Source organism: Variovorax sp. Soil_C_19 (genome assembly GCF_057657255.1).
In genome coordinates, this window is sequence record NZ_JBDGIV010000009.1 from 71,196 (window position 1) to 96,758 (window position 25,563).

Genomic DNA, 25,563 nt, shown 5'->3' on the forward strand with positions numbered 1-25,563 from the left:
AATGCTGCATTCGCTGAAGGCTTGCCGGCGCCTGCTGCATGCGGTGGTGCATGTGCTCGGCGGCTGGTGGACGATCCGCTTCACCTTTCCGCGCCTCACGCCGGCCGAGCGCAACGCGCGCGTGCAGGCGTGGTCGCTGCGCCTGCTCCAGATCATGGGCGTGACGCTCGAGGTGCAGGGCACGCCGCCGGCCCACGGGCCGGTGCTGGTCATCTGCAACCACCTCTCGTGGCTCGACATCAGCAGCATCCATGCCGCCTGCCATCTGCGCTTCGTCTCCAAGGCCGGCGTCCGGCACTGGCCGGTGATCGGCACGCTCGCGTCCGGCGCCGGTTCGCTCTACATCGAGCGCGAGCGTCAGCGCGACGCGCTGCGCGTGGTGCACCACATGACCGAGGCGCTGCGCAACGGCGACATGATCGGCGTGTTCCCCGAAGGCACCACCAGCGACGGACGCGGGCTGCTGCCCTTTCACGCCAACCTGCTCCAGGCCGCCATCTCGTCGGGCGCGCCCATCGTTCCGGCGGCGCTGCGTTTTGCCGATGCCGCCACCCGCGAAACCAGCCAGGCGCCGCGCTACATCGGCGACGACAACCTGCTCACTTCGCTCTGGAACACCCTGCGCGCGCCGCCCTTGCTGGCAATCGTGCGCTTCGGCGAACCGCAGGATTCCCATGGCCGCGCCCGCCGCGAATGGGCGCAGTCGCTGCACGCGGATGTGCAGCAGCTGCGGCGTGAAACTCACTGACGGCGGCGGCTTTCGGACCCCGCATCCAAAAAAAAGCGCTCCCGAGGGAGCGCTGAACGACGCACGAATGCGCCGTGAGGAGGAAATGGACCGTCCGGACATACCGTGGTCTGGACGCTGTCCGAGAGTGAGCGCGGCGCGAACGCGCGCTTGCGGGAGAAGTCAGTCCGTGAACGTGGGCGAGTGCCTACATCTGCCACAGCTATGGTGGCGATGAAGATTGCCAAACCCGCGAAGGCTGGGTGCGCCGCATCATCGAGGCTCGAAAAACACAAAGGAGCCGGACCATGACGCTGAAGAGATTGCGCAAGGTGCTGGGCGGTGCCATTTCGCTCGCAGGCGCGGTGGTGCTGCTGACGCAGCACCTGTAGCGAGCGGACCGCGCTGCGACTCGCAGTCTGCGGGACGCTCTAAATGTCACTTGAGTTGACAATTTTGTAAGTCGAATGCGGAGTTTGTCGCTTTCGCTAACAAGTATTGTCGTCTTTGTGCCACGTCTGGGTCGTTGATGAACACTTTTGAAGGACATCAAGCGGCGTTTACAGGTTGGCATGCGACCTGCGATGGAGAGTGGGCCCCGGGGGTGTTCCTCCGGAGATTTTTCCCCAACCCTCTCCAAGGATTTGTTCTATGAACCACCGCACGCTCGCGCGCCGCGCACAAGCAGGCTTTACGCTGATCGAACTGATGATCGTTGTGGCGATCATCGGCATCCTGGCCGCTATCGCTATTCCCCAGTACCAGACCTATGTTGCGAAGTCGCAAGTGGCTCGGGCTATGGGCGAAACTGGCGCTCTGAAAACGGCCTATGAAAGCTGTCTCAACGATGGAAAGCTTGCTGTCGGCGCCTGTGATCTTGGAGCGACGAGTTCGACGATTCTGAGCTATACCAGCCCGCTCACCTCGACTGCTGGCACCGCGATCGCCGCAGCTAACACCGTCAACGCGACGGCATTGACGACTACTGGCACCATTGCCGGCACATTTGCTGGCTCTGCATCGGCACCGCTGCTCACCAAGACTATCACTTGGACTCGCACGGCCGAAGGAAGCTGGACCTGCGCCACCACCGCGCTTCCGAAGTATGCACCGACGGGCTGTCCGGGCACGGCCCCCGCTGCTAATCCGTAATACCTCAGTCAAGATGAAAGAGGCCGCCCGTGGGCGGCCTCTTTCGTTTTGCGGACGCGCCGTAGCCTCGTCAGGACGGGATGCAACTCAGTAGCTAGGTAGAAGGGCCGCTATAAGCCAAGATTGCCGCTCGGAAAACCTTGCAGTGGCGCGGTGCCAAAACCTCGCGAAGACGCTGATCGTTTCATTTTTGCGCGTCAATCAGTGGCAATGACGCCCGCCGTTTTTGTGGTCCTGATGGCAGCCATCCTGAGTGCGCGAGTGCACTGCAGCCCAAGCAGAGTGCAGCTAGCACTACCGCGATCTTCTTCATGGCTTCTCCTCTTGTGATGGAGGCCGAAGTTTGATCCCGTCAACATTCTGTAATGCAAGCGTTTGCGAGCCCTCCTCCATGATCATGGGAGTCAAGGACTCAAAGTCCGGAGCAAGGTGGGGCACCATATCGCGCGTGCCCTGACGCTTGGCAAGGACCCGAACCTATGCGGGATATCGAAAAAGGTAACGGTATTCCTGCGAGATGGGATGCTGCCGTGAGAGGCTGGCGCAAAGAGAAACCCGCTACGCCTTAAAGCGTGCGGGTTTTCTGATGTGGATGAGGCGCCGTGAACCGAGTCGACAGGAATCGAAAATCAGGCTGTAGGGCGCATGGGCGCTAAGTATCCTGATTATTCGTCTCAAAGATACCGCCAAAAGTACGAGAAATCTCAGAGTGTCAGCGCAAAACGCTGCATCGTCGCTGTGGGGCGGGCGCGATCAGCTCAGATACTGCCCAGGATCTCGTTGCGGCGCGACTCGTACTCGGCTGGTGCTACGAGCCCCTTGTCTTTCAGCTCGGTGAGCGTGCGCAGGCGAGCTTCGATTGATGGCCCCGCACTGCGCTCGCCGGACTTCGCCGATACGACGCTTGCCGCAGCACAAGCCGCGTTGATGTCGTTCATCAGGGCCACTTCGTCGAAGAGAGAGACGCCCTTCTTGTCGCGCGTTAGGTGCGAATACGCACGCCCAAGCGCGAGCGTGTGTTGTTTCAGGTCGGCATTGGTAGGCGAATCTTTCAGTTGCGCCAAGGCTTCCAGGTACGCCTTTTTGGCGCGTTCCAAGGCCTTCTGCTTTTGAATGCTTGACCAAATGGCTGCCGCTACGACGATAACGATGATCCCGATCACCACTTCCATAACTTCTCCCGTCCGTTTGAAATCTACTGTGGTCATTCTGTCGCAATTTGTATCGGAGCGAATAGGGAAAAACGTGTCGTCCGTCGATGTCTAGTGATGAAGCAGAGATGGCAGTTGTCATCGATTGAACTGAGGGTTGTGTGGATCTGCCGCAAATTGCGCCGCTGTTTCCGCGATTTGGTGGCCTCGATCGCGAGCTAGGTCGCGAGCTTGTCGGCATAGGGGTCGAGCTTGCTCGAGCTCGCCCACTTGGCGAGCGCGGCGCTTCTTCGCCCGCTCGCAGGTACTTCTTTACGGTGTTGCGAGACAGGCCTGTACGCTGGCTATCTCGCGGATGGACATCTGCTCGCGCAGGCCCCAGCGTCTGATGACATTCAATGTCGCCACGTCTATCACTCCTAGGATCCCTTGCCTTAAAAATGAGCAGGTAGAGTTTTACGTTGGTCAGTCTTAGCCGGAAATTAGTGCGTTAGCCGGGTCAATTTTCGGTGGCAATCAACAGTTATGGCTTTCGGCGCATTGGCAGCACCCAATGAAAAAACGCCTCAAGGGCGGCTTAGTGGGCGCTCAGTGCGCTGAATAGAGACCCCATGCTGTATCGAAGCTGAGCCGATCTGCTTTGGGCCGCAGGAGGTGATTTGTCACTGCTTGGTCAATTTGATGTAGGCCGTAAGCAGAAACGCTGGCGAAAGGCTTCAGGTCGGCAAATGAAGATATGTGAGTGCTTGCGAGATTGTTTAGATAAAGCAAGCCGCCTTGATCGAGGCCAGCAATCGGAGGCAGATACACCACCCGGCTGACAAGACGCTTCGCCACCTGAGCTAGAAAATTTCCGAGCATTTCGGCGGAACCAAAATTCTCGAGATGCTCAGCAACGAAGTCGCTAACAGGAATGATCGGGCTAACTAGAACGAAATCATTGAAACTTCGTTCATTTGCGGCGTCTACATCGCACTCGTGTGTTAGAACGTAGCTGGTGCTCTCGACAGTATCGAAAAGCCCATCCTCCATATTGAAGAGTGGACAGCGCACGCCTTCGTACAGCAAGCCCGCACCTAGGCTTAAGTCAGAACGCGAGCCATAGAAGCGTCCAACATCCAGAATGGCATTCTTGCTTAGGATGCTGTAGGCGTCGTCGCTGGTCATTTCGCTACCAGTCGACCCTTCGATATGAGGCGACTGGATCGAAACGCAGCCTTCCTAAGTACCGCGTCCTCTGCTCTAGTGACCGGGCGCTCATGCGAAAATTCACCGAAAGCACTATCGTGACGTAGGCTGCGCACGATGACGTTGCTTGTCGTGCGCTGCTCGTTTGGCCTTATCGAAGAAATCATTCCACCAAGAATATTCCTAGTGGGGGCGGGGGAAAGCGCTTCCGCAGAAGCAGCGCCGAATGGCGAAAGAAGGGCTGCTGCAACGCTGAGCGTAGCGGCAGAATGTTTGGCTGACAGTTCTTCAAGCATACACTGGCCCTAAGTTCTGGAGTCCTTCTTCGCTTAAACACTCGAAGAAAAATGTCTTATTGGCACTATGCAAATCGTCCGCGAGCGTAAAGAAGTTGCCAAGAAATTCGGAAATCGGGAGCGGAGTCCCGCTTCTTATTGTGTCAACCTCGAGCAGGGTTCCGTTTTTGTTCGCGCCATTGACCAATTGGACAGTTGCAGAGGAGATGACCTGGACCGCGTGCAAGTACCCGCTGCGTGGAATCTCTACCCGAAGCTGGAAGTTCTGGTCCATGACTTCTTGCGTTCCAAGTTTTAGTCCAATGTTGAATTGATCGATTGGCGTTGCCCCGTCGGCGGCGTCAAAAATGTCAGTGTATTTTATGGACCATCGATCAGCCGTGCTGACGAAATCGGTTGATTTGAAAACGGAGAAAATTTCTCCTAGCCCTTCTTTGAAAACCTGCCAGCCCGGGTAGGGCAAGATGCAAGCAACTGCCAGCATGTTGTCGCCGAACAAGATGAAGAACTCCTTCCAACGCGCCCTTGTCAAGGGTGCAAATCGGAACTGAGCGTCAATGGCTCGAATTTGGGCTGGCACTTGAGAGGCTGGCATGGCCTCTATATCTGTGACACCTTGCAGTTTTGAAAACAAGATTCCGGGCAGCACGCTTGATGCAGCCACATTGCTCGTAAAGCGCAACTCGAACACTGCATCGATGAGCGGTTCCTTCGAGAGCTTTACAGGAAGGCCTATATTTTCCATTTTTTCCGCAGTCTACGGGCTGGGACGATTCTGCGCGCGAGAGTATCACAGGCGCTGGCGCCGAGGGCCGCGCGCCGCTCTTTTTTAGCCTGCCGTCAGGCCGCCCTCAACTTCAGGACCTCCGCGCCCGAGGTCAGCCTGTCCAAGTAGTCGGCCCACCGCTGCATCATTTCCCGCCGCGCGGGTAAGTGGGCTGTGCGGTTGTACGCGCGACCATTCGCATCCTTGACCATGTGAGCGAGCTGATGCTCGATAAAGTCCACACGCTCGCCGAGCACCTCATCCATGATCGTTCGCGCGGTTGCCCTGAAGCCGTGAGCCGTATGGACCTCGGCGCTGTAGCCCATCCCGCGCAGGGCGGCATTGATCGTGTCTCGCTCATGGGGCGTTCACCCGTCCGTATGCTGGGAAAGACGTAGCGTCCGTGGCCTGTGATCGGGTCGAGGTTCCGCAGGATCGCTACCGCCTGCGTCGCCAGCGGAACTATGTGATCGACCTTCATCTTCATCTTCGCTCCGGCAACGCGCCATTCAGCCGCGTGGAGGTCGATCTCGGCCCATTCTGCGGCGCGCAACTCCCCAGGCCGGACGAATAGCAGAGGAGAAATGGCAGCGAAGTGCCTGCTCGACTTGGATGCCAAGGCTTCGCTCAGATCGGCAGTCACGTCGCGTTCTGCCAGTCCGGAAACCACCGCGAAGCGAAAGACCTGTCCGCAGAGTTGTTTGACGCGATGGGCGGTATCGATCGCCCCTCGTGCCTCCAGCTTGCGCACAACCCGCTCCAGGATGTCCCGTGGGCCGATGGAGGACATGGGCATCTTGCCGATGAAGGGGAACACGTCCTTCTCCAGCCAGGTCTGGACCTTGAGCTGCGTCCCACTCGCTCGCCTTGCCGCCGTCTTTGCGAACCATTCGCGCGCCACCGCCTCGAATGTGTGTGACGCGGCTTCGGCTCTGGCTTTCTTTTCCTCCCGCTTGGCTGCGCTGGGGTCGATGCCGCTGGCGAGTAATTTTCGGGCGGCGTCCCGGCGCTCGCGCGCCTGGAGAAGCGAGACATCGGGATAGACGCCCAGCCCCATGGTCTTGGGCTTCCCGTCGATGCGGTAGTCCAACCGCCAGTACTTGCCTGCCGCCTTGACCCGCAGATATATACCGCCGCCATCAGCGTATCGCTCGCCGATCTCGGCGCCGTTGTGCTTTACCTGCCTGACGAATGTGTCCGTGAGTGCCATCGCTGTTCCGATCTGTCGGTACTTGAGGCGTCGATATCTGGCTGATACCGACAGAGATATCGATAAAGTACCGACATGGGATGCGTCGCTGTGAGACGGGATGAGGCAAAGAAAAACCCGCTACGCCTTGGGGCGTGCGGGTTTCTGATGTGGGGTGAGACGCCGTGAGCCGGGTCCTTGGTGCCTTCGACAGGAATCGAACCTGTATCTGAGTCTTAGGAGGACCCCGTTCTATCCATTGAACTACGAAGACGGCAGCGGCCCGGACTTTACCACCGGCACCGCCCGTAGCTCGCTCAGCGCAGCCCGATGCGCGAGGCCTGCCAGCGCAGCGCGGCAGCACGCGCGGGGTCGGACGCCTCGATGCGGTCCGCACGCTTGTGCAGGGCGCGCATTTGCTCGACTTCCTCGATGATCTTGCGCGGGCTCAGCAGGGCGCCGATGAGCACGCCGGCCTCGATGGCCAGCGCCTTGAGCGCGCCAGCAAAGCCGCTGCCGATGGCGCTTGCGCCGGTCGAACGGTCAAGGGTGGGCATGGGAATCTCCTGGTTGCGGAAAGTTAAGGGAATACCCGTATTTTAGGGTTTACCCGAAACCGACCGAAAACCAAGGAAAACAAGGCCTTAGAGCGGACTGAGAGCGGCCCCATCGCAAGGGCTCGCGGTTGCATAAGAGTCCCCGCACGCGTCAAGCGGCGCGGGCATACCCCGAGACACAATTCTCCGAAAAGTTGACCATGGTCAAGCCGCCGAGTTCTTCCAGCGCGCACCATCTGCCCTGTTCGCATCTCAGCTCGGATTCAGAAAAAAAGAGCGCACCTTACACAGGAGACAAATGATGAAGAACTTCCTTTCGCGTGTCCGCACCTGCCGGACCAACGTCCTCACCGCAGCCGTCATGGCGCTCGCGGTGGCCACCCCCGCCGCAGCATGGGAACCCACCAAACCGGTGGAGTTCGTGATCCCCGCAGGCACCGGCGGCGGCGCCGACCAGATGGCGCGGCTGCTGCAAGGCATCGTCATCAAGCACAAGCTGATGAAGGAGCCGTTGATCGTCGTGAACAAGTCGGGCGGCGCGGGCGCCGAAGGCTTCCTCGCGGTGAAGGATGCGAAGGGCGATCCGCACAAGATCATCATCTCGCTGTCGAACCTGTTCACCACGCCGATGGCCACGGGCGTGCCGTTCAACTGGAAGGACATGACCCCGGTCGCGATGCTCGCGCTCGACCAGTTCGTGCTGTGGACCAACGCCGAGCAGCCCTACAAGACGGCCGCCGAGTTCATCGCAGCGGCCAAGGCGGCGGGCCCGAGCAAGTTCAAGATGGCCGGCACCGGCTCCAAGCAGGAAGACCAGATCATCACGGTGGCGCTCGAGAAGGCCACGGGCACCAAGTTCATTTACGTGCCGTACAAGGGCGGCGGCGAAGTGGCGGTGCAACTGGTGGGCGGCCATGTGCAGTCGACGGTCAACAACCCGATCGAGGCGGTGGCCCAATGGCGTGCAGGCAAACTGCGCGCGCTGTGCGTGTTCGACGACGAGCGCATGGCCTTCAAGACCAAGGTGACCGACACGCAGTCGTGGAACGACATCCCCACGTGCAAGGAAGCCGGCGTGCCGACCAACTACACGATGCTGCGCGGCATCTTCATGCCGGCCGGCGTGAAGCCCGAGCAACTGGCCTTCTACGTCGACCTGTTGACCAAGATCACGGCCACGCCCGACTGGAAGGAATACATGGAGAAGGGTGCCTTCAACCCGACCTTCATGACGGGTGACGCGTTCACCAAGTGGCTCACGCAGGCCGAAGCCACGCACCGCACGCTGATGAGCGAAGCGGGCTTCCTCGCCGCGAGCAGCAAGTAAGTAAGCGGCCGGGCGTGCGCGGCGCACGCTCCTGATGGCGGCCGTCGTCCTGCGGGACGGCGGGCGGGCCGCTGCATTCCGGCTTTGCAGCAGACACACACACGAACGATGGGGATTCCATGGAGCACGATGAGATTTCGGAAGGCCCGCGCACGGGCGTAGCGACCAACGTGGTCGAGGCGGTGGTGGCGGCGATCCTGCTGGTGGTGGGACTGGTGGTGATCTACGAAAGCCAGCGCCTCGGCTCGGGCTGGACCAGCGATGGGCCCGGTTCGGGATATTTCCCGTTCTACATCGGCGTGATCGTCACCATTTCCGCGGCCGGCATCCTGTACCAGGCGCTGCTCGGCAAGGACCGCAACACCGAGGTGTTCGTCGATTCGGTGCAGCTCAAGCGGGTGCTCTCCGTGCTCCTGCCGGCGATGGTCTACGTGTTCGCCATCTGGCTGTTCGGCCTGTATGTCGCCTCGGCGGTGTACATCGCGCTGTTCATGGTGCTCCTGGGCAAGTACTCGTGGATCAAGAGCGCTATCGCGGCGCTCGCAGTCAACACGCTGTTCTTCTTCATGTTCGAGGTCTGGTTCAAGGTGCCGCTGTTCAAGGGCACGCTGGATCCCCTCGCCTTTCTCGGTTATTGAATCTCACGGAGCACAGGCGAAATGGAAGAAATCAGTGCCCTCCTTCAGGGCTTCTCGGTGATCCTCACGCCGACGAACATCGGCCTGATGTTCCTCGGCATCATCCTGGGCGTGTTGATCGGTGTGCTGCCCGGACTGGGCGGCGCCAACGGCGTGGCGATCCTGCTGCCGCTCACCTTCACGATGTCGCCGACCTCGGCGATCATCATGCTGTCGTGCATCTACTGGGGCGCGTTGTTCGGCGGGGCCATCACCTCGATCCTGTTCAACATCCCGGGCGAGCCATGGTCGGTGGCCACCACCTTCGACGGCTACCCGATGGCGCAGCAGGGCAATGCAGGCGCGGCGCTCACCACGGCCTTCACTTCGTCGTTCATCGGGGCGCTGCTGGCGGTGATCATGATCACCTTCCTTGCGCCGCTGGTGGCCCGGTTCGCGCTCAAGTTCGGTTCGCCCGAATTCTTCGCGGTGTACCTGCTCACCTTCTGCAGCTTCGTCGGCATGGGCAAGGGCTCGCCCTTCAAGATCCTGGCGTCGATGGCGCTCGGCTTCGCATTGGGGAGCGTGGGCATGGACACGGTCACGGGCCAGCTGCGGCTCACCTTCGGCCAGGCCGAGCTGATGCGCGGCTTCGACTTCCTGATCGCGGTGATCGGCCTGTTCGGCATCGGCGAGATCCTGCTGTCGATGGAAGAGGGCCTGAAGTTCTCGGGCAAGAGCGCCAAGATCGATCCCAAGATCGTGCTGCAGACCTGGAAGCAGCTGCCGCAATACTGGGTGACCTCGCTGCGCAGCTCGCTGGTCGGCATCTGGATGGGCATCACCCCGGGCGGCGCAACGCCGGCCTCGTTCATGGCCTACGGCCTGGCCAAGAAGATGTCCAAGCGCGGCTCCAAGTTCGGCACCGGCCAGATGGAAGGCATCGTGGCGCCCGAGACCGCGGCGCACGCGGCCGGCACCAGCGCGCTGCTGCCGATGCTGGCGCTCGGCATCCCGGGCTCGCCCACGGCCGCGGTGCTGCTGGGTGGCCTCTTGATCTGGGGCCTGCAGCCCGGACCGCTGCTGTTCGTCGAGCAGAAGGACTTCGTCTGGGGCCTGATCGCGAGCATGTACCTCGGCAACGTGGTGGGCCTGATCGTGGTGCTGAGCACGGTGCCGCTGTTCGCGTCGATCCTGCGCATTCCGTTCTCGATCATCGCGCCGGTGATCATCGTGATCTGCGCCATCGGCGCCTACACGGTGCACAACGCGATGCTCGACATCTGGTTCATGCTCGGGTTCGGCGTGATGGGCTACCTGTTCAAGAAGCTCGACTATCCGCTCGCGCCGCTGGTGCTGGCGCTGGTGCTCGGCGACAAGGCCGAAGACTCGTTCCGCCAGGCCATGCTGGTCTCGCAGGGTGACGTGATGATCATGTTCTCGAACCCGCTGGTCGGCGGCATCACCTCCCTGGCGCTCGTGCTGCTGTTCTGGCCGCTGATCTCCAAGGTGATGTCGTATATCAAGCCGAAGAAGCCGGACGAGTTCGCCGTCGAGCGCCCGGTGGACTGACCGATCGAACGGAGCACACACACCATGCCAGTCATCGCACTCACCCAGGAGATGGGCTCGCTCGCCAAGGACGTGTCGCAGCGCCTGGCCGAGCAGCTCGGCCTCGAGATCATGCGCCACGAGACGATCGAGCGCGTGGCCGACCGCATGCAGGTGCCGACCAGCCTGATCGGCCGCTTGCGCGGCGGCAAGGCCGGTTTCGTCGAACGCTTCACGGCCGACCGGCGCAGCCTGGCGCTCTACACGGCCGAAGAGCTTTTCGCGCTGGCCGACCGCGGCAACGTGGTGCTGCGCGGCTGGGGCGCGACCTGCCTGCTGCGGCCGGTGCCGCACGTGGTGTGCGTGCGCATCACGCGCTCGATGAAGAAGCGCGTCGAATGGCTGATGGCGCACCTCGAAACCGACGACGCCGAGTTCGCCGAGGCCGAGATCCGGCGCAGCGACGACGCGCATGCGGCGCGCATGCATGCGCAGTTCGGCGTGACCTGGGGCGACCCGGTGCTCTACGACCTGGTGCTCAACACCGACCGGCTCTCGGTCGACAGCTGCGTGGCGCAGATCGCGGCGCTGGTCCAGCGCCCCGAGTTCGCCGAAACCCCGGCTTCGCGCGCGCTGCTGGGCAACATGGCGCTGGCGGCCCGCGTGAAATCGGCGCTGAAGGACAACGAGGCGACCGCCGACATCCGCGTGACGGTCGAGGCCGACCAGGGACAGGTCACGCTGCGCGGCATCGTGCTCAATGAGGAAGAGCGCACGCTCACGCAGGAAGTGGCCGCCAAGGTCGACGGCGTGCGCGGCGTCGACAACGCGCTGCGGCTGATGACCGTGCCGCGGCGTTTTGCGTCTTCCAAACAGACCTGACTCGGCGCGCAGCCTGGGGGCGAGCTAAATTTTTCCGCGCTTGCGCAAGCGGCTCAGGGTTTCTGCGGAGAGGTTGAGGTACGAGGCCAGTTCCTTGCTCGGAATGCGGTCCTCGAGCTCGGGATGTTTTCGCATGAAGCGGTGCACGCGGCCGGGCGCATCGAGCAGGTGCAGCGTGATGGTGTGGGCCATGATTTCGCTCATGCCGCGCATCACGCAGTATTCGAACAGTTCCTTGGTCTCGGCATGCCGGTCCAGGAAGGCGATCCATTCCTTCAGCGGCAGGCTCGCCACGCGGGCCTTGGTGACGCAGACGATGCCGTAGGGCGTGGGCGTGCCCAGGCGCAGCGCGGCGTAGCTGGTCTCCATGTCGTGGGCGTCGGCGAAGCGCAGGATCATTTCCTTGCCCTCGGGGTTGCTCACCACCCGCTTGAGGATGCCGTCGAGGATGAAGTACTGCTCCATCTCGCGCACGCCCTGGTGCAGCAAAAAGTCGCCCTTGTTGCCGTCCACGATGACGAGATGGGTTTCCAGCTCGGCGCGATCGCTTTCGCTCAGGTCCTTGAGAAGGATGTTCTGCCGGAGCTGTGCGCGAATGATGTTTTTCTCCGGGTGGTTTTCCAACAACGTCATGGGTCCCGTCTTGCTCGAATTCGCAACTTCACATCTGGTTCGTCTGGCCGCTGGCCGTTTTCGCGAAAGTTGACCGCGGTCAACGTTCGAAAGCATGCCCCCGAATCATAGTCCCGGCTCGGGCCTCGGCCATTCACCCAAGCAAGAAGGAGAGACATGTCTTCAGTAAGAACGGACAAAGAGGCATCCACGACCCTGGACGACGCCCTCAAGCCCAAGCCCCGGGCCACCGAAGGCGATTCGGTCGTGCACGCGCTCAAGCAGCCCGGTGCCGAGCAACAAGAGGCGGAGACCACCGACGGCTTCCACCTGGTCATCGATGCGCTGAAGCTGAACGACATCGACACGATCTTCGGGCTGCCGGGCATCCCCATCACCGACCTCACGCGCATGGCGCAGGCCGAAGGCATGCGCGTCATCTCGTTCCGCCACGAGCAGCATGCGGGCAACGCGGCCGCGGCGGCCGGCTTTCTCACGCAGAAGCCCGGCATCTGCCTGACGGTGTCGGCGCCAGGCTTCCTGAACGGCCTGACGGCGCTGGCCAATGCTACGACCAACTGCTTCCCGATGATTCTCATCAGCGGCTCGAGCGAGCGCGAGATCGTCGACCTGCAGCAGGGCGACTATGAAGAGATGGACCAACTGGCCATTGCCAAGCCGCTGTGCAAGGCCGCGTTCCGCGTGCTGCATGCCGAAGACATCGGCGTGGGCATTGCGCGCGCCATCCGCTCGGCAGTGTCGGGTCGCCCGGGCGGCGTGTACCTCGACCTGCCGGCCAAGCTGTTCGCGCAGACCATGGACGCGGTCAAGGGCCGCAACTCGCTGATCAAGGTGGTCGATCCCGCGCCGCGCCAGATCCCGGCGCCCGACGCGGTGCAGCGCGCGCTCGACCTGCTCAAGGGCGCCAAGAAGCCGCTGATCCTGCTCGGCAAGGGCGCGGCCTACGCGCAGGCCGATGCAGACATCCGCGCACTGGTCGAGAAGACCGGCATTCCGTACCTGCCGATGTCGATGGCCAAGGGCCTCTTGCCCGACACGCATGCGCAGTCGGCCGCCGCGGCGCGCTCGTACGTGCTGCAGGAAGCCGACGTGGTGATGCTGGTCGGCGCGCGCCTGAACTGGCTGCTCTCGCACGGCAAGGGCAAGACCTGGGCGCAGGACAAGGGCGCCAAGAAGTTCATCCAGATCGACATTGCACCGACCGAGATCGACAGCAACGTGGCCATCGCGGCGCCGGTGATCGGCGACATCGGCTCGTGCGTGGCGGCGCTGCTCGCGGGCATCGACGGCCAATGGGCCAAGCCTCCGGCCGACTGGACCGGCGCAATCGCCGAGCGCAAGGACAAGAACCTGTCGAAGATGGCCGCCACGCTCGCCGAGCGCCCGTCGCCGATGAACTTCCACAGCGCGCTCAGCGTGATCCGCGACCAGGTCAAGGCGCGCCCCGATGCGATCGTGGTGAACGAGGGCGCCAACACGCTCGACTTCGCGCGCAGCATCGTCGACATGTACGAGCCGCGCAAGCGCCTCGACGTGGGCACCTGGGGGATCATGGGCATCGGCATGGGCTTTGCCGTGGCCGCGGCGGTGGTCACCGACAAGCCGGTGATCGCCATCGAGGGCGACAGCGCCTTCGGCTTCAGCGGCATGGAGGTGGAGACCATCTGCCGCTACAACCTGCCGATCTGCATCATCGTCTTCAACAACAACGGCGTCTACCGCGGCACCGACGTGAACGCCAGCGGCACGCCCGACGTCGCGCCCACCGTGTTCGTGAAGAACGCCCGCTACGACAAGCTCATGGAAGCCTTCGGCGGCGTGGGCGTCAACGCCACCACCGCCGACGAACTGCAGAAGGCGCTGGCCGAAGCCGTCGCCTCGCGCCGCCCCACGCTGATCAACGCCGTCATCGACGAGACCGCGGGCACCGAAAGCGGCCGCATCACCAGTCTCAACCCGGCCACGGCCAAGAAGAAGTAATTCGTTCATTCATCCAAGGAGATACGCAAGATGAGCAGCAACAACAAACCCCTCGCCGGCATCAAGATCATCGACTTCACCCACGTGCAGGCGGGCCCCGCGTGCACGCAGCTGCTGGCCTGGTTCGGCGCCGACGTGATCAAGGTCGAGCGCCCGGGCGCCGGCGACGTCACCCGCAGCCAGCTGCGCGACATCCCGGACGTCGACGCGCTGTACTTCACGATGCTCAACAGCAACAAGCGCTCGATCACGCTCGACACCAAGAAGCCCGAAGGCAAGGCCGTGCTCGAGCAGCTGGTGCGCGAGTCCGACGTGCTGGTGGAAAACTTCGGCCCTGGCGCGCTCGACCGCATGGGCTTCTCGTGGGAACGCATCCAGGAACTCAACCCGAAGCTGATCCATGCCTCGGTCAAGGGCTTCAGCGAAGGCCACCACTACGAGGACCTGAAGGTCTACGAGAACGTGGCGCAGTGCGCCGGCGGCGCCGCCTCGACCACCGGCTGGTGGAAGGGCGAGAACTCGGCGCCCACGATCTCGGCCGCCGCGCTCGGCGATTCGAACACCGGCATGCACCTGGCGATCGGCATCCTGACGGCCATCATCGGGCGCCAGCAGACCGGCAAGGGCCAGAAGGTGGCCTGCTCGATGCAGGACGCGGTGCTCAACCTGTGCCGCGTGAAGATGCGCGACCAGCAGCGCCTCGACAAGATCGGCTACCTCGAGGAGTACCCGCAGTACCCGCACGAGATGGACGCCTTCAAGGACAAGGTGGTGCCGCGCGGCGGCAATGCCGGCGGCGGCGGCCAGCCGGGCTGGATCCTGAAGTGCAAGGGCTGGGAAACCGACCCCAACGCGTACATCTACTTCACCGTGCAGGGCCATGCCTGGGACCCGATCTGCGAAGCGCTCGGCAAGCCCGAATGGAAGACCGACCCGGACTACATGACCGCCAAGGCCCGCCAGCCGCACATCGAGCAGATCTTCGCGACCATCGAGGACTTCATCAAGGACAAGACCAAGTTCGAGGCCGTCGACATCTTCCGCAAGCACGACATCCCGTGCGCGCCGGTGCTCTCGATGAAGGAACTGCTGCACGACGAGTCGCTGCGCAAGAGCGGCTCCATCGTCGAAGTGCCGCACAAGGAGCGCGGCAGCTACTGGACCATCGGCAGCCCGATCAAGTTCTCGGACCTCAAGCCCGAGGTCACGGCCTCGCCGCTCCTGGGCGAGCACACCGACGACGTGCTGGCCGAGCTGGGCTACACCCAGCAACAGATCGCGGCCTTGCATGAAGGCAAGGTAGTCTGACCTGCACCGGGCCCGCGAAAGCGGGCCCTGGTTTCTGGATCGAACGAATTTCTTTTTGGTATGCGGGGACCCGAGTTTTGGCTTCTTCGAACATTGACCTGAAGCAACTGGTGGAAGGTGCCGGCGATGCCATCGTCGTTTGCGACGCCGAGGGCGCCATCGTGCTGTGGAACAAGGCTTGCGAGCGCATCTTCGGCTTCTCGCCGGCCGAGGCGCTGGGCAAGTCGCTGGACCTGATCATCCCCGAGCGCCAGCGGCAGCGCCACTGGGACGGCTACAACAAGACCATGGAAACTGCGGTGACGCGCTACGGCGCGGACCTGCTGAAGGTGCCGGCCCTGCACAAGGACGGCCACACCCTGTCGATCGCCTTCACCGTGTCGCTGCTGCTCGGCGATGACGGCAAGGTCTCGGGCATCGTGGCCATCGTGCGCGACGAAAGTGCGCGTTTTGCCGAAGACCGCAAGCTGCGTGCGCGTCTGGTAGAACTCGAAGCCAAGATCAAGACCGGAGACAACTGAAATGGGCAGCAAGGCACTCGAAGGCGTTCGCATCCTCGACTTCACGCACGTGCAGTCGGGACCCACCTGCACGCAGCTGCTGGCGTGGTTCGGCGCCGATGTCATCAAGGTGGAACGCGCCGGCGAAGGCGACGCCACGCGCGCGCAACTGCGCGACATTCCTGGTGTGGACAGCCTCTACTTCACGATGCTGAACCACAACAAACGCTCGATCACGCTCGACACCAAGAAGCCCAAGGGCAAGAAGGTGCTCGACGCGCTGATCCGCACCTGCGACGTGATGGTCGAGAATTTCGCCCCGGGCGCGCTCGAGCGCATGGGCATCACCTGGGAACACATCCAGGAGATCAATCCCCGCATGATCGTGGCTTCGGTCAAGGGCTTCGGCCCCGGCAAGTACGAGCATTGCAAGGTCTACGAGAACGTGGCGCAATGCGCCGGCGGTGCGGCGTCGACCACGGGTTTCGAGGACGGCCCGCCGGTCGTCAGCGGCGCGCAGATCGGCGACAGCGGCACCGGGCTGCACCTGGCGCTGGGCATCGTGGCCGCGCTCTACCAGCGCACCCACAGCGGCCGTGGCCAGAAGGTGCTCGCGCCCATGCAGGACGCGGTGCTGAACCTCTGCCGCGTGAAGATGCGCGACCAGCAGCGCCTGGAGCGCACCGGCACGATGCACGAATACCCGCAGTACCCCGACGGCAAGTTCGGCGACGCGGTGCCGCGCGCGGGCAACGCCTCGGGCGGCGGCCAGCCGGGCTCGATCCTCAAGTGCAAGGGCTGGGAGACCGACCCCAACGCCTACATCTACTTCATCACGCAGGCGGCCGTGTGGCCCGCGGTGTGCAAGGTGATCGGCGAGGAGAGCTGGATCGACGACGAGGCCTATGCCACGCCGGCCGCGCGCCTGCTGCACCTGAAGCCGATCTTCGCGCGCATCGAGCAGTGGACCATGACCAAGGACAAGTTCGAGGCCATGGACATCCTCAACCAGTACGACATCCCGTGCGGTCCGATCCTCTCGATGAAGGAGATCGCCGCCGACGAGTCGCTGCGCGAGACCGGCACCATCGTCGAGGTCGACCATCCCGCGCGGGGCAAGTACCTGACCGTGGGCAACCCGATCAAGATGTCCGACAGCCCGACCGACGTCACGCGCTCGCCGCTGCTCGGCGAGCACACCGACGAGGTGCTGAGCCAGCTCGGCTATGCCGAGGGCGACATCGCGGCGCTGCGGGCCGAAGGCGTCATTTGAAGAAGCGCCGGACGGCTCGCCCCGCATAGTCGCCGATTGCGCCGTGTTTTTAGGTGCCCAGGGGAATTGTGGCTATTCATGTATAACTCTTTGCAAATACATTCAATAAAATAGTTTAACTATTATTTATCGATCATAAAACCTACATTTTGATCATGCCGATCCGTCATCCACTTGTCGCCCGGCATTCAATTTCTAGGAGAAATTCCATGATCGACAATTTGCCTCAGCAATACTGGAACAGCGAAACCGAACGCAATGCCTACAACGCGGCGTTCTATGAATTGGGATTCCGCTGGCATTGGGACCGCGAAATCTATTGCCAGCTGCTGCGCCAGGCCCAGGACGGCATCGAGCGCATCTGCTACTACCTGAATACGCACCAGCCGCATCTTCTGCGTGCCTACGATGCCAAATTTCTGGCGGAAGTGATCGAGCAGAAGAAGGAAGAGCACCAGAAACGCGAATTGGAAGTCGGCGCCATCCGCGGCCGCTATTTCAACTGGGCCGAAAGCCGCGGCACCGAACTCGGCGCCTGAATAAAGCCTCGACCATGCATATCCACGAATACCAAGGCAAGGACGTATTGCGCAAATACGGCGTGCCCGTGCCGCGTGGCCATGCATGCTTTTCGCCCGACGAGGCGGTGGACGCCGCCGCGCGGGTCGGCGGCCGGGCCTGGCTGGTCAAGCCGCAGGTGCATGGGGGCGCGCGCGGCAACAACGATGCCGTCGCGCGGCGCGCGTGGTCGCCCGACGAGGTGCGGCGCCATGCGGCGGGGCTGCTGGGCACGGCGCTCGAAGCGCCCCGTCCGGGTTGCGCCAGCCGCGTCGTGCGCCGGTTGCTGGTCGAGGAGAGCCTCGAGGTCACGCAGACCTTCCATCTCCGCCTGGCGCTCGACCGCGAGGCGCGCCGCGTGGTGCTCACCGCGGGCGAAGGTGAGGGCGGTGCTGCGCCCGGCGACCCGGCAGCGCGTGCGCCGCAGAAGGTCCGCAGGCTGCTGATCGATCCCGCCGCCGGCGTGCGGGCCGCCGAGGCCGACGGCCTTGCGCGCGACATCGGCTTCTCGGGCAAGCTGCTGCCGCAGGTGCGCACGCTGGTGCAGAACCTTTACCAGGCCTTCGATGCCTGCGACGCCTCGCTGGCCGAGATCGATCCGCTGGTGCTCACGCCCGACGGCCGCGTCATCGCGCTCGGTGCGCGCTTTGCCTTCGATCCGCATGCGCTCTTCCGCCAGCCGGCCATCGCGGCGATGCGCGACCTCGACGAGGAAGACTCCGCCCAGTCGCAGGCCTCGGGGCACGGCTTCTCGTGCCTGGCGCGCGACGGCGAGATTGGCGGCCTGGTGAATGGCGCAGGCCTCGCGATGGCGACGATGGACGCGATCCGCCTCCACGGCGGTGCGCCGGCCGACGTGCTCGACGTGGGCGGCGGCGCCAGCGCCGAGAAGGTGGCCGAGGCCCTTCGGCTGATGCTGCGCACGCCGCGGCTGCGTGCCGTGCTGGTCAACATCTTCGGCGGCCTGTTGAAGTGCGACGTGGTCGCGCGCGGCCTCTTGGCGGCGCTGCGCGAGGTCGAGCTCACGGTGCCGCTGGTGGTGCGCCTGAAGGGCACCAACGAAACGCTGGGCCGGACCCTGCTCGCGCAGTCGGGCCTTTCGATCATCCACGCGGACGACATCGACGAAGCGGCCGGCTTCGCGGTTGCGGCCGCACTGTCCACGCCGCGGAGGGCCCACTGAGATGTCGATCCTCGTCAACAAGCACACGCGCGTCATCACGCAGGGCATCACCGGCAAGGCCGGCCAGTTCCACACCGCGATGTGCCGCGACTATGCCAACGGACGCAAGTGCTTCGTCGCGGGCGTCAACCCGCACAAGGCCGGCAAGTCCTTCGACGGCATCCCCGTGTACGGCACCGTGGCCGAAGCCAAGGCCGAGACCGGTGCCACCGTGTCGGTGATCTACGTGCCGCCGCCGTTCGCGGCCGCGGCCATCGACGAGGCCGTGGACGCGGGGCTCGAGCTCGTGGTGTGCATCACCGAAGGCATTCCGGTGCGCGACATGGTCCGCACGCGCCACCGCATGGAAGGCAGCCGCACGCTGCTGCTCGGCCCCAACTGCCCGGGCCTGATCACGCCCGACGAAATCAAGATCGGCATCATGCCGGGCCACATTCACCAGCGGGGCCGCATCGGCGTGGTGTCGCGCTCGGGCACGCTCGGCTACGAGGCCGCGAGCCAGCTCGGGCGCTTCGGCATCGGGCAATCGACCGTGGTCGGCATCGGCAGCGATGCCGTCTGCGGGCTGCGCTACATCGACGTGCTGAAGCGCTTCAACGACGACCCGCTCACCGACGCGGTGATCATGGTCGGCGAGATCGGCGGCAGCGACGAGGAAGCCTGCGCCGAGTGGATCGCCGAACACATGCGAAAGCCGGTGGTCGGCTTCATCGCCGGGGCCAGCGAGCCCAACGGGCAGGGCAGCGCGCAGCGCAAGCTCGCGGTGATGAAGGCGTGCGGCATCCACGTGACCGAGAACCCCGCCGAGATCGGGAAGCTGCTCGCCTCGCTGGTCGTGCCCGACTACCTGCCTTTCGACTGAGCACCGGGCTCAGGTCAAAACCATTCCAACAAACGACGCGCCAAGGAGCAAGGCATGCAACAACAGCAATGGGTCCGTTTCGAACACGGTGGCGAGGTCGGCTTCGGCACGCTCGAGGGCGACGGCACGGTGCGCGAGCACAGCGGCAACATGTTCGACCGTCCCGAGCCGACGGACCGCGTGTTCGTGCTGTCGGGCGTGCGGCTGCTCACGCCGACCGAGCCGACCAAGGTCCTCGCGCTGTGGAACAACTTCCATGCGCTTGGCGCGAAGCTGAACCTGCCGGTGCCGGCCGAGCCGCTCTACCTGCTGAAGGCGCCCAACAGCTACCTCGCGCCCGGCGCGCCGATCCGACAGCCGCTGTGCGACGGCAAGGTGGTGTTCGAGGGCGAGCTCGGCATCGTCATCGGCAAGACGGCCACGGCCGTGCCCGAGGCCGAGGCGCTCGGCCATGTGTTCGGCTACACCTGCGCCAACGACGTGACGGTGGCCGACATCCTGAACCGCGACGCCTCGTTCGCGCAGTGGGTGCGCGCCAAGGGCTTCGACACCTTCTGCCCGATGGGCCCTTCCGTGGCCACCGGTCTCGACCCCGCCACGCTCAGCGTGACCACACGGCTCAATGGCGAGGTGCGGCAGAACTATCCCATCAGCGACATGCGCTTCTCGGTGCAGCAGCTCGTGAGCCTGATCTCCTTCGACATGACCCTGTACCCCGGTGACGTGATCCTCTGCGGCACCTCCATCGGCGTCGGCTCGATGAAGCCCGGCAGCGAGGTCGAGGTCGAGATCGGCGGCATCGGCACGCTCGGCAACCGCTACGGCTAGCGCCTTCGCGCCCCGCGCGCGGCGGCCACACAGAATCAACAACTTGGGGATCGACATGAAGATTGCAGTCATCGGCGCAGGCGCCATCGGCGGCCTCGTGGGCGCAAAGCTCGCGCTGGCCGGCGAGGACGTCACGTTCATCGTGCGAGGAAAGAACCTCGACGCCATTGCCACCAACGGATTCAAGCTCATCGGTGCCGACGGGGAGGAGCAGGTGGCGTTCGACGTCAAGGCCACCGACCGCTACGAGCAGGCGGGCCCGCAAGACGTCGTGATCCTCGCGATGAAGGCGCACCAGGTCGAGGCGGTGGCGAACGACGTGCCGAAGCTCTTCGGCCCCGAGACGGTGGTGGTGACGATGCAGAACGGCATCCCGTTCTGGTACTTCCACAACCATGGCGGCGCGCTCGCGGGCACACCGGTGCGCAGCGTCGACCCGACCGGCCTCGTCGCCGACAAGATCCCGGCCGAGCGCGTCATCGGCTGCGTGGTGTATCCCGCGTCGGAGCTCATCGCGCCGGGCGTGGTGAAGCACATCGAAGGCGACCGCTTTCCGGTCGGCGAGCTCGACGGCTCCTCGAGCGAGCGCGTGAACGGTGTCTCGGCGGCGCTGAGCGCAGCGGGCTTCAAGGCGCCGGTGCTCGACAACATCCGTGCCGAGATCTGGCTCAAGCTCTGGGGCAATCTCACCTTCAACCCGATCAGCAGCCTGTCGCACTCGACCCTGGTGGACATCTGCCAGTACCCGCTGACGCGCGAACTCGCGGCCGCGATGATGCGCGAGGCCGAGGCCGTGGCGCACAAGCTCGACATCGGTTTCCGCGTGACGCTCGACAAGCGCATTGCCGGCGCGGAAAAGGTCGGCAAGCACAAGACCTCGATGTTGCAGGACGTGGAGGCGGGCCGCGCGCCCGAGATCGACGCGCTGGTGGGCGCGGTGGTCGAACTCGCGCGGCTCACCGACACGCCCACGCCACACATCGACACCGTGTATGCGCTGGTCAAGCTGCTCGCGCGTACGATGGAAGCCGAGCGGGGCCGCGTCTGCCTTGCGGCGGCCTGAAAGAAAGAACGGAACCGAATGATGCGACGTACACGCAGCGCGAAGATCGTGGCCACGCTGGGCCCCTCCACCACCGACGAGCCCGCGATCCGGGCGCTGTTCGAGCGCGGCGTCGACGTGTTCCGGCTCAACTTCAGCCATGGCACGCAGCACGACCATGCGCGCCGGCTCGAGACCATCCGCCGGCTCGAGACCGAGTTCGGCCGGCCCATCGGCGTGCTGCTCGACCTGCAGGGCCCGAAGCTGCGACTCGGCACTTTCGAGGGCGGCCGCGCGCAGCTCGATGCCGGCGCGCGCTTTCGCCTCGACATGAATCCCGCGAGCGGCGATGCGCGCCGTGCGCCGCTGCTGCATCCCGAGATCTTCGCGGCGCTACAGGTGGGCACCGAACTGCTGCTCGACGACGGCAAGCTCAGGCTGCGCGTCGACAGCCACGGTGCCGACTTTGCCGAGACCACGGTGCTGGTCGGCGGGCCGATCTCTGACCGCAAGGGCGTCAACGTGCCGAGCGTGGTGCTGCCGATTTCGCCGCTCACGCCGAAGGACCGCGACGACCTCGCCTGCGGCCTGGCGATGGGTGTGGACTGGGTGGCGCTGTCGTTCGTGCAGCGCCCGGAAGACATCGAGGAGGCGCGCGCGCTGATCGGCACGCGCGCATGGATCATGGCCAAGCTCGAAAAGCCAGCAGCCATCGAGCACCTCGACGCCATCGTCGCGCTGTGCGACGGCGTGATGGTGGCGCGCGGCGACCTCGGCGTCGAGCTGCCGCCCGAGCGCGTGCCCGAGCTGCAGCGGCTCATCGTGCGAGCCTGCCGCAAGGGCGGCAAGCCGGTGGTGGTGGCCACGCAGATGCTCGAATCGATGATCGCCGCGCCGGTGCCCACGCGCGCCGAAGTGTCCGACGTGGCCACCGCGGTGTACGACGGCGTCGACGCGGTGATGCTCTCGGCCGAATCGGCCTCGGGCAAGTACCCGCTGGAGGCGGTCTCGATGATGGAGCGCATCATCTTGCGCGTGGAAGCCGACGTCACCTACCGCACGGGCATCGATGCCACGCACGATGCAGCGCTGTCGACCACGGCCGACGCGGTCTGCGCCTCGATGCGCCAGGTGGCCGGGCTGCTCGCGCCCGCCGCCACCGTGACCTACACCTCCTCGGGCTTCACCAGCCTGCGCGCCGCGCGCGAGCGGCCTGCGGTGCCGATCCTGAGCCTCACGCCCGACATCGCCACCGCGCGCCGCATGGCGATGGTGTGGGGCGTGCATGCGGTGCCCGTGGAAGACGTGCACGACGTGGCCGAGATGATCGAGTGCGCCTGCCGCACCGCCTGCGCCGAAGGCTTCGCGGCCTCGGGCGACGACATCGTGGTGGTCGCGGGCCTGCCGTTCGGGCTCTCGGGCACCACCAACCTGCTGCACGTCGCACGAATACCATAGCCCGGTCCGCAGCCACCACCCGCGCCACGCCGAATGAAGCACGCCACCCTGCGCCAGTTGAAGGTCTTCGAGGCGGTGGCGCGGCTTCTGAGCTTCTCGCGCGCCGCCGAGGAGCTGCACCTCACGCAGCCAGCCGTTTCCACCCAGGTGCGCAAGCTCGAGGAGCATGCGGGCAATGCGCTGTTCGAGCAGTTCGGCAAGAAGATCTACCTCACGCCCGCAGGCACCGAGCTGCTGCAGATCAGCCGCGCGATCATCCAGCAGTTCGAGGCGGCCGAGAACGCGATGCTGCAGTTCAACGGCGTCTCGGGCGGCAAGCTCAACGTGGGCGTCATCAGCGCGGGCGACTACTTCTTTCCGCGCCTGCTGGTGGAGTTTGCGAGCCGGCACCGCGGCGTGACGCTGAACTTCACCGTGCACAACCGGGCGGAGCTCATGACGCACATCGCCGAGAACCTCACCGACCTCGCGATCATGGTGCGTCCGCCGACCGACCTCGACACGCAGAACCAGGCCTTTGCGCCGCACCCCTACGTGATCGTCGCGGCGCCGGGCCATCCGCTCGTGGGCGTGCAGAAGATCCCGCTCGCGCGGCTGATGCGCGAGCCCTTCGTGGTGCGCGAGAAGGCCTCGGACACCTGGCATTCGATGCAGGACGGTTTCGGTGGCGACCTCCGCGGCATCAACATCGCGATGGAGATCCGCAGCACCGAGACCATCAAGCAGGCGGTGATCGCGGGCATGGGCGTGAGCTTCATGTCGGCCCACACCGTGAGCCAGGAGGTGCGCGCGGGCAGCCTGCGCGTGCTCGACGTCGATGGCTTTCCACTGATGCTCAACTGGTACGTGGTGCATCGGCGCACCAAGCGCCTGCCGCCGGTTGCGCAGGCCTTCAAGGACTTCCTGCTTGCCGACGGCTCGGCGCTGATCTCGCAGATCGTGCCGTTCGAGGCGGCGGCCTGAGGGCGCGGGCGGCGCGCGCCGCGCTTCAGCGCAGGCCGATGCGCGAGGCCTGCGTGCGCAGCGCCTGGGCGCGCGCCGGGTCTTCGGCCTCGATGTTGTCGGCTGCCACCTGCAGCGCGCGCATCTGCTCGACCTCGCCGATGATCCGGTTGGGGCTCAGCAAGGCCTCGGCCAGCATCAGGACTTCGTCGACGATGGCCTTGAGCGCATCGGCAAAGGTCTCGGTGGCGCTGGCATGGAAAGGAGGCTGGTGAAGTGTGGTCATGGGGTGGCTCCTTGGTTGCTTGGGATGCCTTCATCTTCTGCCCATGTTGATCGCAAGTAAAACGATATTAATTGGGAGTTCAATGCAAAAATAATGCATTGAAATAGCTGGAGTCCGCAGATGGACATCAACCTGGCCCGCACCTTCCTCGCGATCGTCGAGACCCGCAGCTTCCAGCGCGCGTCCGAGCGGCTGCACGTCACGCAGACCTCGGTGAGCGCCCGCGTGCGCTCGCTCGAGGAACTGCTGGGCCGGCCGCTCTTCGTGCGCAACAAGGCCGGCGCGGTGCTCACGACGGCCGGCGAGCAGTTCTTGCCGCATGCCACCACGCTGGTGCAGGTGTGGGAGCGCGCGCGCCACCAGGTGGCGGTGCCGCCCGGCAGCCGCGCGGTGCTCGCGATCGGCTGCGAGATCAGCCTCTGGGACCCGCTGCTGCTGCAATGGCTCTTGTGGATGCGCACCGCGGCGCCGCAGCTCGCGCTGCGCACCGAAGTCGGTTTTCCGCACGACCTGCTCGACAAGGTGGCCGCGGGCGTGCTCGACATCGCGATCGCCTATGCGCCGCAGCAGCGCCCGGGCCTGCGCGTCGAACTGCTGATCGAGGAAAAGCTCGTGATGGTGACGACCGCGAAGCGCCCGAAGGTGCCGCAGCCGGCCGACTACGTGTACGTCGACTGGGGCCCCGAGTTCGCGGCGCAGCACGGCCTCGCGTTCCCCGAGCTGTCGCATGCGGCGGTGAGTTCGGCGCTGGGCCCGCTGGGCCGCGAATACCTGCTGGCCGCGGGCGGCACGGGCTATTTCCGCCACGACGTGGTGCGCAGCCATCTCGAATCGGGCCGGCTGCGGCGCGTGCCCGGCACGCCCGAGTTCCTGTATCCGGCCTATGCCGTGTATGCCGTGGGCGCCGATCGCGCGATCGTCGAGCCGGCGCTCGAGGGGCTGCGGCAGGTGGTGGTCGGCACCACCGGGCCGGCTGCCGGCGAAACGCTCAGTTGACGATCATGTGCCGTGCGTGCGCCACGCGTTCCTGGTGCGACTGCAGCCGCGCTTCGTAGTACAGGCACAGCGGCATGGCGACGAACACCATGCCGGCCACGTAGATGATCAGGCTCATCAACGGAAAGTCGCCGCCGCCCCAGTAGGGGATCGACGCCACTGCGGCGCCAGCGGCAATGACGGCCATCACGCACAGCAGTGCGTGATGCAAGAACGTGGTCCGCGAGTACCCAGGAGGGTCGTACTTCTGACGATCCAGCATTGAACACTCGCCCTTGTCTCCATCATCGTGCATCGTCGTTCCTCTTTTG

Annotated in this window: 27 protein-coding genes, 1 tRNA gene and 2 pseudogenes; 19 read left to right on the forward strand and 11 right to left on the reverse strand. The window is 64.3% G+C overall.

The features are described from left to right. Position 1: 1 nt before the first annotated feature. From AC3A6R_RS18105 to AC3A6R_RS18115, 3 genes are all read left to right on the forward strand, one after another. Positions 2 to 748: a lysophospholipid acyltransferase family protein gene (locus AC3A6R_RS18105; protein WP_487863148.1), complete on the forward strand. Its 747-nt coding sequence runs from the start codon at positions 2 to 4 to the stop codon at positions 746 to 748. 242 nt (positions 749 to 990) lie between these two features. Beyond that, positions 991 to 1,119 carry a hypothetical protein gene (locus AC3A6R_RS18110; protein ID WP_487865114.1) on the forward strand — a complete coding sequence of 43 codons (129 nt, stop codon included), beginning with the start codon at positions 991 to 993 and terminating at the stop codon, positions 1,117 to 1,119. A gap of 259 nt (positions 1,120 to 1,378) precedes the next feature. Beyond that, positions 1,379 to 1,879: a pilin gene (locus tag AC3A6R_RS18115; protein WP_487865115.1), complete on the forward strand. Its 501-nt coding sequence runs from the start codon at positions 1,379 to 1,381 to the stop codon at positions 1,877 to 1,879. Between the two features lie 184 nt (positions 1,880 to 2,063). Here AC3A6R_RS18115 and AC3A6R_RS18120 read toward each other — a convergent pair whose 3' ends face one another. From AC3A6R_RS18120 to AC3A6R_RS18155, 8 genes and pseudogenes are all read right to left on the reverse strand, one after another. Continuing rightward, a complete protein-coding gene (locus tag AC3A6R_RS18120; protein WP_487865116.1) occupies positions 2,064 to 2,192 on the reverse strand; it encodes a hypothetical protein in 129 nt (42 codons plus the stop codon). A 445-nt stretch (positions 2,193 to 2,637) separates the two neighbouring features. Beyond that, the gene (locus AC3A6R_RS18125) at positions 2,638 to 3,051 is read right to left on the reverse strand and encodes a hypothetical protein (RefSeq protein WP_487865117.1); all 414 of its coding nucleotides are present in this window, start codon (positions 3,049 to 3,051) and stop codon (positions 2,638 to 2,640) included. 122 nt (positions 3,052 to 3,173) lie between these two features. Beyond that, positions 3,174 to 3,447 (reverse strand): annotated as a pseudogene (locus AC3A6R_RS18130) (helix-turn-helix domain-containing protein); the annotation flags it as partial. Between the two features lie 171 nt (positions 3,448 to 3,618). Continuing rightward, positions 3,619 to 4,197: a hypothetical protein gene (locus tag AC3A6R_RS18135; protein ID WP_487865118.1), complete on the reverse strand. Its 579-nt coding sequence runs from the start codon at positions 4,195 to 4,197 to the stop codon at positions 3,619 to 3,621. A 309-nt stretch (positions 4,198 to 4,506) separates the two neighbouring features. Further along, on the reverse strand, positions 4,507 to 5,259 hold the full coding sequence (locus AC3A6R_RS18140; RefSeq protein ID WP_487865119.1) for a TIGR04255 family protein: 753 nt from the start codon (positions 5,257 to 5,259) through the stop codon (positions 4,507 to 4,509). 95 nt (positions 5,260 to 5,354) lie between these two features. Continuing rightward, positions 5,355 to 6,490 (reverse strand): annotated as a pseudogene (locus AC3A6R_RS18145) (tyrosine-type recombinase/integrase). Positions 6,491 to 6,668: 178 nt separating this feature from the next. Continuing rightward, positions 6,669 to 6,743 (reverse strand) — tRNA-Arg (locus AC3A6R_RS18150). Between the two features lie 43 nt (positions 6,744 to 6,786). Further along, the gene (locus tag AC3A6R_RS18155; RefSeq protein WP_487865120.1) at positions 6,787 to 7,026 is read right to left on the reverse strand and encodes a hypothetical protein; all 240 of its coding nucleotides are present in this window, start codon (positions 7,024 to 7,026) and stop codon (positions 6,787 to 6,789) included. A 298-nt stretch (positions 7,027 to 7,324) separates the two neighbouring features. Here AC3A6R_RS18155 and AC3A6R_RS18160 point away from each other — a divergent pair, with 298 nt between their 5' ends. The 4 genes from AC3A6R_RS18160 to AC3A6R_RS18175 all read left to right on the forward strand — a co-directional run bounded on the left by AC3A6R_RS18160 (position 7,325) and on the right by AC3A6R_RS18175 (position 11,403). After that, complete coding sequence (locus AC3A6R_RS18160; protein ID WP_487865121.1) at positions 7,325 to 8,353, forward strand: Bug family tripartite tricarboxylate transporter substrate binding protein; 1,029 nt, start codon at positions 7,325 to 7,327, stop codon at positions 8,351 to 8,353. A 119-nt stretch (positions 8,354 to 8,472) separates the two neighbouring features. Further along, positions 8,473 to 8,991 carry a tripartite tricarboxylate transporter TctB family protein gene (locus tag AC3A6R_RS18165; protein WP_487865122.1) on the forward strand — a complete coding sequence of 173 codons (519 nt, stop codon included), beginning with the start codon at positions 8,473 to 8,475 and terminating at the stop codon, positions 8,989 to 8,991. Between the two features lie 21 nt (positions 8,992 to 9,012). Beyond that, positions 9,013 to 10,542: a tripartite tricarboxylate transporter permease gene (locus AC3A6R_RS18170; protein ID WP_487865123.1), complete on the forward strand. Its 1,530-nt coding sequence runs from the start codon at positions 9,013 to 9,015 to the stop codon at positions 10,540 to 10,542. A 24-nt stretch (positions 10,543 to 10,566) separates the two neighbouring features. Further along, positions 10,567 to 11,403, forward strand: a complete 837-nt coding sequence (locus tag AC3A6R_RS18175; protein WP_487865124.1) for a cytidylate kinase family protein — start codon at positions 10,567 to 10,569, stop codon at positions 11,401 to 11,403. Positions 11,404 to 11,427: 24 nt separating this feature from the next. Here the strand turns inward: AC3A6R_RS18175 and AC3A6R_RS18180 are convergent, their stop codons facing one another. Beyond that, positions 11,428 to 12,036 carry a Crp/Fnr family transcriptional regulator gene (locus AC3A6R_RS18180; protein ID WP_487863134.1) on the reverse strand — a complete coding sequence of 203 codons (609 nt, stop codon included), beginning with the start codon at positions 12,034 to 12,036 and terminating at the stop codon, positions 11,428 to 11,430. A gap of 156 nt (positions 12,037 to 12,192) precedes the next feature. Here AC3A6R_RS18180 and oxc point away from each other — a divergent pair, with 156 nt between their 5' ends. The 11 genes from oxc (at position 12,193) to AC3A6R_RS18235 (ending at position 23,991) form a co-directional block, all read left to right on the forward strand. Beyond that, a complete protein-coding gene (gene oxc, locus AC3A6R_RS18185; RefSeq protein WP_487865125.1) occupies positions 12,193 to 14,016 on the forward strand; it encodes an oxalyl-CoA decarboxylase in 1,824 nt (607 codons plus the stop codon). A 30-nt stretch (positions 14,017 to 14,046) separates the two neighbouring features. Further along, entirely contained in the window at positions 14,047 to 15,324 is a 1,278-nt protein-coding gene (gene frc / locus AC3A6R_RS18190; RefSeq protein WP_487865126.1) for a formyl-CoA transferase, read from the forward strand. A 77-nt stretch (positions 15,325 to 15,401) separates the two neighbouring features. Further along, positions 15,402 to 15,845 carry a PAS domain-containing protein gene (locus AC3A6R_RS18195; RefSeq protein WP_487865127.1) on the forward strand — a complete coding sequence of 148 codons (444 nt, stop codon included), beginning with the start codon at positions 15,402 to 15,404 and terminating at the stop codon, positions 15,843 to 15,845. Position 15,846: 1 nt separating this feature from the next. After that, positions 15,847 to 17,097 carry a formyl-CoA transferase gene (frc, locus tag AC3A6R_RS18200; protein WP_487865128.1) on the forward strand — a complete coding sequence of 417 codons (1,251 nt, stop codon included), beginning with the start codon at positions 15,847 to 15,849 and terminating at the stop codon, positions 17,095 to 17,097. 209 nt (positions 17,098 to 17,306) lie between these two features. Next, positions 17,307 to 17,636 carry an HAD family hydrolase gene (locus AC3A6R_RS18205; RefSeq protein WP_487863129.1) on the forward strand — a complete coding sequence of 110 codons (330 nt, stop codon included), beginning with the start codon at positions 17,307 to 17,309 and terminating at the stop codon, positions 17,634 to 17,636. 14 nt (positions 17,637 to 17,650) lie between these two features. Next, positions 17,651 to 18,838 (forward strand): ADP-forming succinate--CoA ligase subunit beta, encoded by a 1,188-nt coding sequence (gene sucC / locus AC3A6R_RS18210; RefSeq protein ID WP_487863128.1) that lies wholly within the window; start codon positions 17,651 to 17,653, stop codon positions 18,836 to 18,838. 1 nt (position 18,839) lies between these two features. Continuing rightward, the gene (gene sucD, locus AC3A6R_RS18215; protein WP_487863127.1) at positions 18,840 to 19,700 is read left to right on the forward strand and encodes a succinate--CoA ligase subunit alpha; all 861 of its coding nucleotides are present in this window, start codon (positions 18,840 to 18,842) and stop codon (positions 19,698 to 19,700) included. Between the two features lie 54 nt (positions 19,701 to 19,754). Beyond that, positions 19,755 to 20,528 (forward strand): fumarylacetoacetate hydrolase family protein, encoded by a 774-nt coding sequence (locus tag AC3A6R_RS18220; protein WP_487865129.1) that lies wholly within the window; start codon positions 19,755 to 19,757, stop codon positions 20,526 to 20,528. 55 nt (positions 20,529 to 20,583) lie between these two features. Next, entirely contained in the window at positions 20,584 to 21,591 is a 1,008-nt protein-coding gene (locus tag AC3A6R_RS18225; protein ID WP_487865130.1) for a 2-dehydropantoate 2-reductase, read from the forward strand. A 21-nt stretch (positions 21,592 to 21,612) separates the two neighbouring features. Next, a complete protein-coding gene (gene pyk / locus AC3A6R_RS18230) occupies positions 21,613 to 23,028 on the forward strand; it encodes a pyruvate kinase (RefSeq protein WP_487865131.1) in 1,416 nt (471 codons plus the stop codon). A gap of 33 nt (positions 23,029 to 23,061) precedes the next feature. Further along, positions 23,062 to 23,991 carry a LysR family transcriptional regulator gene (locus AC3A6R_RS18235; RefSeq protein ID WP_487865132.1) on the forward strand — a complete coding sequence of 310 codons (930 nt, stop codon included), beginning with the start codon at positions 23,062 to 23,064 and terminating at the stop codon, positions 23,989 to 23,991. A gap of 25 nt (positions 23,992 to 24,016) precedes the next feature. On the opposite strand, the gene AC3A6R_RS18240 is transcribed toward AC3A6R_RS18235, so the two are convergent. Then, the gene (locus AC3A6R_RS18240; RefSeq protein ID WP_487863122.1) at positions 24,017 to 24,256 is read right to left on the reverse strand and encodes a hypothetical protein; all 240 of its coding nucleotides are present in this window, start codon (positions 24,254 to 24,256) and stop codon (positions 24,017 to 24,019) included. 120 nt (positions 24,257 to 24,376) lie between these two features. Between AC3A6R_RS18240 and AC3A6R_RS18245 the strand changes: the two genes are divergently transcribed. After that, complete coding sequence (locus AC3A6R_RS18245) at positions 24,377 to 25,252, forward strand: LysR family transcriptional regulator (RefSeq protein ID WP_487865133.1); 876 nt, start codon at positions 24,377 to 24,379, stop codon at positions 25,250 to 25,252. Here the strand turns inward: AC3A6R_RS18245 and AC3A6R_RS18250 are convergent. Continuing rightward, a complete protein-coding gene (locus AC3A6R_RS18250) occupies positions 25,245 to 25,463 on the reverse strand; it encodes a hypothetical protein (RefSeq protein ID WP_487863120.1) in 219 nt (72 codons plus the stop codon). The genes AC3A6R_RS18245 and AC3A6R_RS18250 overlap by 8 nt on opposite strands. Between the last annotated feature and the right edge of the window lie 100 nt (positions 25,464 to 25,563).